This window comes from Teichococcus deserti (genome assembly GCF_001982615.1).
In the GTDB taxonomy this organism is placed as follows: domain Bacteria; phylum Pseudomonadota; class Alphaproteobacteria; order Acetobacterales; family Acetobacteraceae; genus Pseudoroseomonas; species Pseudoroseomonas deserti.
In genome coordinates this window covers 1-8,276 of record NZ_MLCO01000203.1, presented here as the reverse complement: position 1 = coordinate 8,276, position 8,276 = coordinate 1, and the positions used below count along the sequence as shown (strand labels likewise).

The window sequence follows — 8,276 nt, the reverse complement described above, 5'->3', positions numbered from 1 at the left end:
GTACGAGCCGGAACTTCTGCGGCTGCGCGCGGAGATCCGGGCGCGGGCCGGGGCGGCGCCGGCGCGCGTCGCCGAGGACCTGGCCGAAGGGCTGGCGCTGGCCCGCCGCCAGCAGGTGCCCGCCTGGGAGCTTCGGCTGGCCGGCAGCATCCTCTTCCATTTCCCCCGCGGCGCGCTGCCGCCCGAGCTGCGCGCCCTGGCGCCCGACGGGGCCGCCGCGCTGTTGCGCCGCGCGCTGCAGGCGATCGACGGCGGCGGCGCGACGGCCGACCATCGCCGCGCGGTTCTCCTGTTGAACGGCGCAGGCCGTGCCCTGACCTCCATGGCGGATGACCGTGCTTGACGTTTTCCTGACTTTCCTTGCGGCAGCGGCCTTTTCGCTGACCACCGCCGCCGCCGCGCAGCCGGCCGACAGCGCGCGGATCGGCCTGGCGGCGCCGCCGACCAGCTTCGACCCGCATTACCAGACCCATGCCCCCAGCTACGCCCTGCAGCGCCATGTCTTCGAGCCGATGCTCGACTGGTCGCCGGATGGCGCGCTGCTGCCGCTGCTGGCGCGCGACTGGGCGCCGCTGCCGGGCGGCGACGGCTGGGAATTCCACCTCGACCCCGCCGCCCGCTTCCAGGATGGCAGCCCGGTCACCGCCGGGGACGTCGCCGCCAGCCTGCAGCGGGCGCGCACCCTGCCGAACAGCCCCTCGCCGCTGACCCCCTTCTTCCGCGACATACGCGCCGTCGAGGTGGTCGACGCCCGCACCCTGCGGCTGCGCAGCGAAGGGCCGGTGCCGCTGCTGCCCACCAGCATGACCACGCTGCTGGTCGTCCCGGCCCGGCTGGCCACCGCCGGCACCGCCGCCTTCAACGATGGCAGCGCGGCGATCGGCAGCGGCGCCTGGCGGCTGGCGCGCTTCCGCCCCGGCGAGGGCGCCGAGCTCACGGCCGATCCCGGCTGGTGGCGCCCGGCCGCCGAGCATCCGGCCTGGCGGCGCCTGGGCGTGGCCGCCATCCCGCAGGATGCGGCGCGCGTCGCCGCCCTGCTGGCCGGCGACGTCGCCCTGATCGAGGCCGTCCCCCCGCGCGATGTCGCGGTCCTCGAAGCGCGCGACGATGTCGCGCTGGCCCGCGCCGCCAGCCCGCGGCTGATCTACATCGCCCTCGACCAGCGCGAGGCCGTGCCCGAGGGCCTGCTGCTGCCCGACGGCACGCCGCCGGCGCGCAACCCGCTGGCCGACATGCGGGTGCGCCGCGCCCTGTCGCTGGCGATCGACCGCGGCGCCCTGGTCGGCCAGGTGATGCAGGGCCAGGCCAGCGCCACCGGCCAGCTGCTGCCGGCCGACAGCGTCTCGGCCGATCCCGACCTGCCGCCGCCCGCCCTGGACCGTGCCGAGGCCCGCCGCCTGCTGGCCGAGGCCGGCGTCCCGCGCGGCTTCCGGATGGTGCTGGCCGGGCCGCAGGACCGCTTCGTCAACGATGCCGAGACGCTGCAGGCGGTGGCGCAGATGTGGCGCCAGGTTGGCGTCGTCGCCGAGGTGCAGGTCATGCCCAACGCCGCCTGGCTGCCGCGCTTCGTGCAGGGCCGCTTCGGCGCCTCGCTCTCCGGCTGGCTCGGCCTGTCGGGCGAGCCGCAGAGCTACCTGACCGCCATGCTCGCCAGCCGCGACCACGCCCGCGGCCGCGGCAGCTTCAATCCCGGCGGCTATGCCAGCCCGGCGCTGGACGCGCTGATCGACCGCGCCGTCGAGACGCCCGGCAGCGCGCCGCGCCAGGCGCTGTGGCGCCAGGCGGTGCGGCTGGCCGTGGTCGAGGATGCGGCGCTGCTGCCGCTGCTGCACGGGGTGAACATCTGGGCGATGCGGCGCGGCCTGGCCTATCCGGCGCGGCGCGACGGGCTGACCCTCGGCACCGGGCTGCGGCCGGCCGCCGCGCCCTGACCATTTGCGAATCGCTCGCATCCGGGCTAGCAGCCGCCCTGCAAGGAGCGCCGCTTGTCCCAGGACCATCTCTTGATCGAAGCCTTCCTGGGCCATCGCCCGGCGCTGCTGAAGGCCGCCTTCGCCGTGCTGCGCGACCGCAACCGGGCCGAGGACGTGCTGCAGGACGCCTATCTGCGGCTGTGCAGCGCGCCGCCGCTGGCCCGCGTCGAGCAGCCGCTCTGCTACCTGTTCCGCATGACCCGCAACCTGGCGATCGACGCCGCCCGCCACCTGTCGCGGGAAGGCCGGCTGCGCGAGGGGCTGGCGCCGCCCCCCGCCATCCCCTCGCCGGAGGATGAGGCCGCCGGCCGCGACCGGCTGCGCCGGCTGGAGGCCGCGCTGGCCGAGCTGCCCGACCGCACCCGCCTGGTCTTCGAGATGAGCCGCATCGGCGGCTATACCGTCGACCATGTCGCCGCCACCCTCGGCATCTCGCCGCGGCTGGTGCATCTGCATCTGCGCGACGCCATGACCCATTGCCGCGGCCGCGTCTTCCCGGCGGGAGAGCGATGATGCGCGGCGACGCACCGGCCGCGCCCGGCGCCCTGGCCGCCGCCGCCGACCCCGCTTGGCAGGCGGCGATGGACTTCCTGCTGGCGCTGGAGCAGCGGCCGGACGACGCCGCGCTGCAGGCCCGGCTGCAACGCTGGCTGGCCGCCGACCCGGCCCATGTTTCGGCCTATGAGGAGGCGCGGGCGCTGTCCGATCTGGCGCCGCAGCTGGCGCCCGCCATGCCCTGGCCCGGCGCCGTGGCGCCGGGCCGCAGGGCCGCGCCGCGCCGCCGCCTGCTGGGCAGCGCCGCGGCCCTGGCCGCCGCCGCCGCCGGCATCGCCTGGCTCGGCCGGCCGGCCGGCGACGGCCTGCTGGAGACCGCGACCGGCGAGATCCGCGCCGTCGAGCTCGCCGATGGCAGCCGCGTCACGCTCGACACCGGCAGCGCAATCCGCGTCGATTTTTCGGACGGCGCCCGCCGCGTCGCGCTGCTGCGCGGCCAGGCCTTCTTCGCCGTCGCCGCCGATGCGGCGCGGCCCTTCGCGGTGGCGGCCGGCGCCGCCGAGGTGCGCGTGCTCGGCACCCGCTTCGCGCTGCGCCGCGGTGCCGCCGATCTGGAGCTCGCGGTGGAGGAGGGGCGCGTCGGCCTGGCCTTTGCCGGCCGCGACCTGACCGAGGCGGCGCCGCTGCTGGCCGGGGCGCGTGCGCGGCTCGACCTCGGCAGCGGCGCGCTGCGGCGCGAGGCGGTGCCGCCCGCCGCCGTCGCCGCCTGGCGCCAGGGCCGCCTGGTGGTCGAGCGCTGGACGGTCGCCGAGGTGCTGGCCGAGCTGCAGCGCTACCTGAGGGCGCGGATCTGGCTGCGCGACGCGGCGCTGGGCGCGCAGCGGGTCCATGGCAGCTACGACCTGGCGCGCCCCGAGGCCGCTGCCGCGGCCGTGGTGGAGACCGCCGGCGGCCGGCTGCGCCGCGTCACGCCATGGCTGCTGCTGGCCGAGGCGCGGTAGCCCGGCGAGAATCTTTGCAGGCTTTGCCCGCGCCGGTCGTCAACCTGGCACGAGCGACCTGCGACTGCCTCTCAGCCGCAGGTCGGAAGCTGTCCGGAGACTGCCTGCTTGCGACCGACCTCCCTTGCCGCCCGCCATGCCCTGGCCTGGCTGCTGGCCACCACCTGCCTCGCCGCGCCCGCCTTCGCCCAAGCACCGGCGGCGGCCGAGACCGCGCAGGCGCTGCGCCGCTTCGACATCCCGTCGCAGCCGCTGCCGGCGGCGCTGGCCGCCTTCGGCCTGCAATCCGGGCTGCAGGTCTCCTACCCTTCCGCGCTGGATGCGGGCGCGACCGCCCCGGGCGTCAGCGGGGTGATGACCCCAGAGGAGGGGCTGCGCCGCCTGCTGTCGGGCAGCGGCCTGACCTGGCGCTTCGCCGGCCCCGGCACCGTCACCCTGGTGCCGCTGCCGCGCCCCGCCGCCGATGGCGCCATGGCGCTGCCGCAGGTCGATGTCCAGGCCGCTGCCAGCCGCGGCTACAGCCCGGTCGTGGGGATGGTCGCGCCGCTCTCGGCCACCGCCAGCAAGACGGACACGCCGCTCTCCGAGATCCCGCAGTCGATCAGCGTCGTCCCCCGCGCGCAGCTGGAGCAGCAGAACGTCCAGAGCATCTCCGAGGCGCTGCGCTACGTCCCCGGCGTCGCCATCGAATCCTATGGCGTCGATCCCAAGGGCTTCGACTGGATCCTGCTGCGCGGCTTCAACGCGCAGGGCACCAGCGACTATCGCGACGGGCTGCGCCAGGCCAACAACAGCTACAGCTTCTTCCGCAGCGAGCCCTATGCGCTGGAGCGCATCGAGATCCTGCGCGGCCCGGCCTCGGTGCTCTACGGCCAGGCCGATGCCGGCGGCATCGTCAACCGCGTCAGCAAGCGCCCCTCCGCCACGCCCGCGCGCGAGGTGCTGATCCAGGCCGGCAACAACAACCGGCTGCAGGCGGCGGTCGACGCCACCGGCCCGCTCGACCAGGACGGGCACTTCCTCTATCGCCTGGTCGGCGTCGTCCGGCGCAGCGACACCGGCTTCGCCTATGGCAATGGCCAGGAGGTCGGTGACGACCGCATCTACATCGCGCCCTCGCTGACCTGGGCGCCGGATTCCTCGACCAGCGTCACGCTCTTCGCCGACTACCTGCGCGATGAATCGGGCGGCACCATCAACCTGATCACCCGCGGCGCGCGGCCCAGCCGCAACCTGGTGGGCGATCCGAACTTCGACCTGTTCTCGCAGAAGCAGTTCAACATCGGCTACCAGTTCGAGCATCGCTTCAACAGCACGCTGACCCTGCGGCAGAACCTGCGCTACGCCGAGGTCGATGTCCTGCTCAACAACCTGCAGCTGCTGGCGCTGGGCGCCGATGGCCGCACCTATTCGCGCTATGCCCGCCGCTTCGACGAGCATCTGTCGCAATTCTCCGTCGACACCCAGCTGCAGGCGGACTTCACCACCGGTCCGGTGGCGCACACGCTGCTGGGCGGCGTCGACTATTACCGCACCGCCGGGCGGGTGCGGCGGAGCATCGGCACGGCGCCCTCGCTCGACCGGCTGAACCCGGTCTATGGCGTCAGCATCGCCTATCCGACCCTGCCGCAGGTCGACTACAACAGCTGGTACGACCAGCTCGGCCTCTATCTGCAGGACCAGGCCCGCATCGATCGCTGGATCTTCACGCTCGGCGGCCGCTTCGACAGCTACAGCAGCGACACGCATAACGAGCTGGCCCGCACCCGGACCAGCCAGGACGACACCACCTTCACCGGCCGCGCCGGCATTTCCTACGCCGCGCCCTGGGGCGTCACGCCCTATGTCAGCTATTCGGAATCCTTCGTCCCCAACAGCGGCATCTCTTCGCCCGCCACCGGGTCGCGGCCCTTCGAGCCGAGCTTCGGCCGGCAATGGGAGGCGGGCGTCAAGTACCAGCCGGACGGGATGGACGCGCTGCTGACGGCCGCCGTCTTCGACATCGTCAAGAGCAACGTGCTGACCACCGACCTGCGCAGCGCCGGCTTCAGCGTCGCCGAGGGCGAGGTCCGCTCCCGCGGGCTGGAGCTCGAGGGCCGCGCCAGCCTGGTCCGCGGCCTCGACCTGCTGGCCTCCTACACCTACACCGACGCCGAGGTGACCCGCAGCAACAGCGGCACGGCGGGGAAGGAGCCCACTTTGGTGCCGCGCCACATGGCCTCGGCCTGGGCCCATTACCGCGTGCCGGGAGGCGTGCTGGAAAGCCTCAGCCTCGGCGCCGGCATCCGCTATATCGGCGCCACCTGGGGCGACCAGGCCAACACCCTGCGCGTCGCCGCGCACACCCTGCTGGACCTGGCGCTGGGCTACGAGATCGGCCGCGCCCGGCTGCAGCTGACCGCCACCAACCTGACCGATGAGCGCGTCATCTCCACCTGCGGCGCCCAGGACGCCTGCTACCTCGCCGCCGGCCGCACGGTGATCGCCGGCGTCCGCTACCGCTTCTGAACCGCCCCTGGCGTGGCGGACCGGCCCACCGGGCCGCCCTGCCGCGCCGGCCCGGTGGAGCCGGTCCGTTCATAATTTGCTATCAATCCCAGTCTATGCGCCACGGCAGGCGACGAGCGTCAGGGCATGGTGCTGGAGCAGATGGAGCGCGAGGCGGGCAGCCCGGCCCGGTTCGGGCGCCGGCTGAACCTGCTCGCCCTGGCCATCGCCCTCGGCGTCATGGGGGTGACCGGCGCCAGCCTGTGGCAGTCGCGCCAGGACGCCTGGGACAGCGCCGAGATCGGCGCCCGCAACGTCATCGCCGCGCTCGGCCGCGACATCGGCGGCAATATCCGCCTGGTCGAGGCCGCCATGGAGGGCGTCGCCGACGGGCTGGCGCTGCCCGGCATCTGGGCTTACCCGCCCGATGTCCGCTACCTGATCCTGTTCGACCGCTCGGCCCGCTCGCCCTATCTGCACAGCGTCATGGTCTTCGACACCGAGGGCGAGTCGATCGCCGATTCCGACGGCGTGCTGGTGCGGCCGCTGAACGTCGCCGACCGCGACTATTTCCGCGTCCATCGCGACGGGCCGGATGCCGGCCTCTATCTCAGCGAGCCCTTCGCCAACCGGCTGCATGGCGGGATCACCAGCATCGCCGTCAGCCGGCGGCTGGACGGGCCCGGCGGCGAGTTCCGCGGCATCGTCGCCGCCACCCTGTCGCTGCCGGCGGTGCAGCAGCGCCTGGCCGGCATCGCGCTGCCGGCGGACAGCTCGCTCAACCTCTTCGCCCTCGATGGCAGCATCCTGGTGCGCCAGCCGCCGCTGGCCGGCGGGCAGCGCCTGTCGCTCGCCGGCGCGCCGACCTTCGAGCGGGTCAAGGCCGAGGGCGAAGGGGTCTTCACCGGCCCCTCGGCGATCGATGGCGGCCAGAAGCTCTATGCCTTCACCCGGCCCGCAGGGCTGCCGCTGATCCTCAACACCGCCATCCCCACCCGCGAGATCATGCAGCCCTGGCTGCGCAAGGCGGCGATCATGGCGGCGCTGACCGTGCTGCTCTGCGGCGCCGTGGTGGTGCTGACCTTCCTGTTCCAGCGCGAGCTGACCCGCCGCAGCCGGCTGGAGGCGGCGCTGGAGGCGCTGGCGGTGACCGACGCGCTGACCGGGCTGGCCAACCGCCGCGCCATGGACCGCGCGCTGGAGCGCGAATGGCGCGCCGCGCGGCGCAACGGCCGGCCGATCAGCTTCATGATGATCGACCTCGACTGGTTCAAGCAGTTCAACGACTATTACGGCCACACCGAGGGCGACCAGGCGCTGCGCGCCGTCGCCCGTCTGCTGCTGGAGACCGCGCGCCGCCCGCGCGATCAGGCCGCCCGCTATGGCGGCGAGGAGTTCTGCCTGCTGATGCCGGAGACGGATGCCGCCGGCGCCCGCCGCGTCGCGCAGACGCTGCATGCGGCGGTGGCGCGGCGGGCCATGCCGCATGCCGGGAGCCCGGGCGGCACGCTGAGCCTGAGCATCGGCCTGGCCACCGCCGACCCCCGTCAGCAGGAGCCCGGGCCGGGGGATGCGCTGCAGCTGGTCGAGGCGGCCGACCGCGCCCTCTACCGCGCCAAGGCCGCCGGACGCGACCGCATCGAGGCGCGCCAGGTCGCCTGAGGCTGCGCCCGATGCGGCGGGCCGGCCGCGAATGGGTGGTGGCGCAGGCCCGCGGCGATCCGCCGCGTCACCGAGCCGCCAGGCGCGGCGGGCTGGCGGCGCTCAGCGCCCCGCCGCCATGGCCAGAGCCTTCGGCCGCAGCGCCTTCACCCGGTTCAGCCAGCCGTTGAGGAAGACTGCCTGGCTGGGCTCGTCGACGGTGCGCTGGCGGTGGAAGGCCTCGCGCGCGTCGCAGAGCGCGCCGACCAGCGCCGCCGGCGCGCAGGCGGCGACGGCCGCGGCGGTGGTCGGGCCGTAATCGCCGTCGACCGCGCGGCCCGACAGCCCCGCCGCCTGCTGCAGCATGGCGATGGCGGCGGAAGGCCCGCGCAGCACCGCGGTGTCGAAGACGCAGAGGTCGACGCCGGCCGGCAGCTCCGGGCAATGCGCCTTGCCCCAGTATTCCGACTGGTAGATTTCCAGCGCCTCCTCCCGGGTCAGGGCCGAGAGCTCCTCGGCGGTGACCAGGCGGCCGCGCCAATGCGCGAGCGTGTCGCGGGTGATGCCGCGATTGGTGTGGCCGCCGCGGTCCAGCGGATGGTTCACCTCGCCGCCCTCGCGCAGCAGCACGAAGTCGGCGCAGGCCTGCCAGCGCGCCTGGGCCGGGGAGGAGGGGGGC

7 protein-coding genes are annotated in these 8,276 nt (G+C 74.5%); 6 read left to right on the top strand and 1 reads right to left on the bottom strand.

What is annotated here, in order from left to right:
- The 6 genes from BKE38_RS32250 to BKE38_RS19615 all read left to right on the top strand — a co-directional run.
- Positions 1 to 343: hypothetical protein (locus tag BKE38_RS32250; RefSeq protein WP_165694232.1), on the top strand; the 343-nt coding region annotated here is incomplete at its 5' end.
- Positions 336 to 1,931, top strand: coding sequence for an ABC transporter substrate-binding protein (locus BKE38_RS19635; protein ID WP_165694231.1), 1,596 nt, complete (start codon positions 336 to 338; stop codon positions 1,929 to 1,931). The genes BKE38_RS32250 and BKE38_RS19635, both read left to right, overlap by 8 nt.
- 54 nt (positions 1,932 to 1,985) lie before the next feature.
- The gene (locus tag BKE38_RS19630; protein WP_076958950.1) at positions 1,986 to 2,486 is read left to right on the top strand and encodes a sigma-70 family RNA polymerase sigma factor; all 501 of its coding nucleotides are present in this window, start codon (positions 1,986 to 1,988) and stop codon (positions 2,484 to 2,486) included.
- Positions 2,486 to 3,469 carry a FecR family protein gene (locus tag BKE38_RS33665; RefSeq protein WP_076958949.1) on the top strand — a complete coding sequence of 328 codons (984 nt, stop codon included), beginning with the start codon at positions 2,486 to 2,488 and terminating at the stop codon, positions 3,467 to 3,469. Before BKE38_RS19630 ends, BKE38_RS33665 begins: the two co-directional genes overlap by 1 nt.
- Before the next feature lie 108 nt (positions 3,470 to 3,577).
- Positions 3,578 to 5,977 carry a TonB-dependent siderophore receptor gene (locus BKE38_RS19620; protein ID WP_076958948.1) on the top strand — a complete coding sequence of 800 codons (2,400 nt, stop codon included), beginning with the start codon at positions 3,578 to 3,580 and terminating at the stop codon, positions 5,975 to 5,977.
- A gap of 126 nt (positions 5,978 to 6,103) precedes the next feature.
- Positions 6,104 to 7,618 (top strand): sensor domain-containing diguanylate cyclase, encoded by a 1,515-nt coding sequence (locus BKE38_RS19615; RefSeq protein ID WP_083747697.1) that lies wholly within the window; start codon positions 6,104 to 6,106, stop codon positions 7,616 to 7,618.
- 102 nt (positions 7,619 to 7,720) lie between these two features.
- Here BKE38_RS19615 and BKE38_RS19610 read toward each other — a convergent pair.
- A partial coding sequence (locus tag BKE38_RS19610; RefSeq protein ID WP_076958947.1) for a glycoside hydrolase family 108 protein occupies positions 7,721 to 8,276 on the bottom strand: 556 nt, incomplete at its 5' end.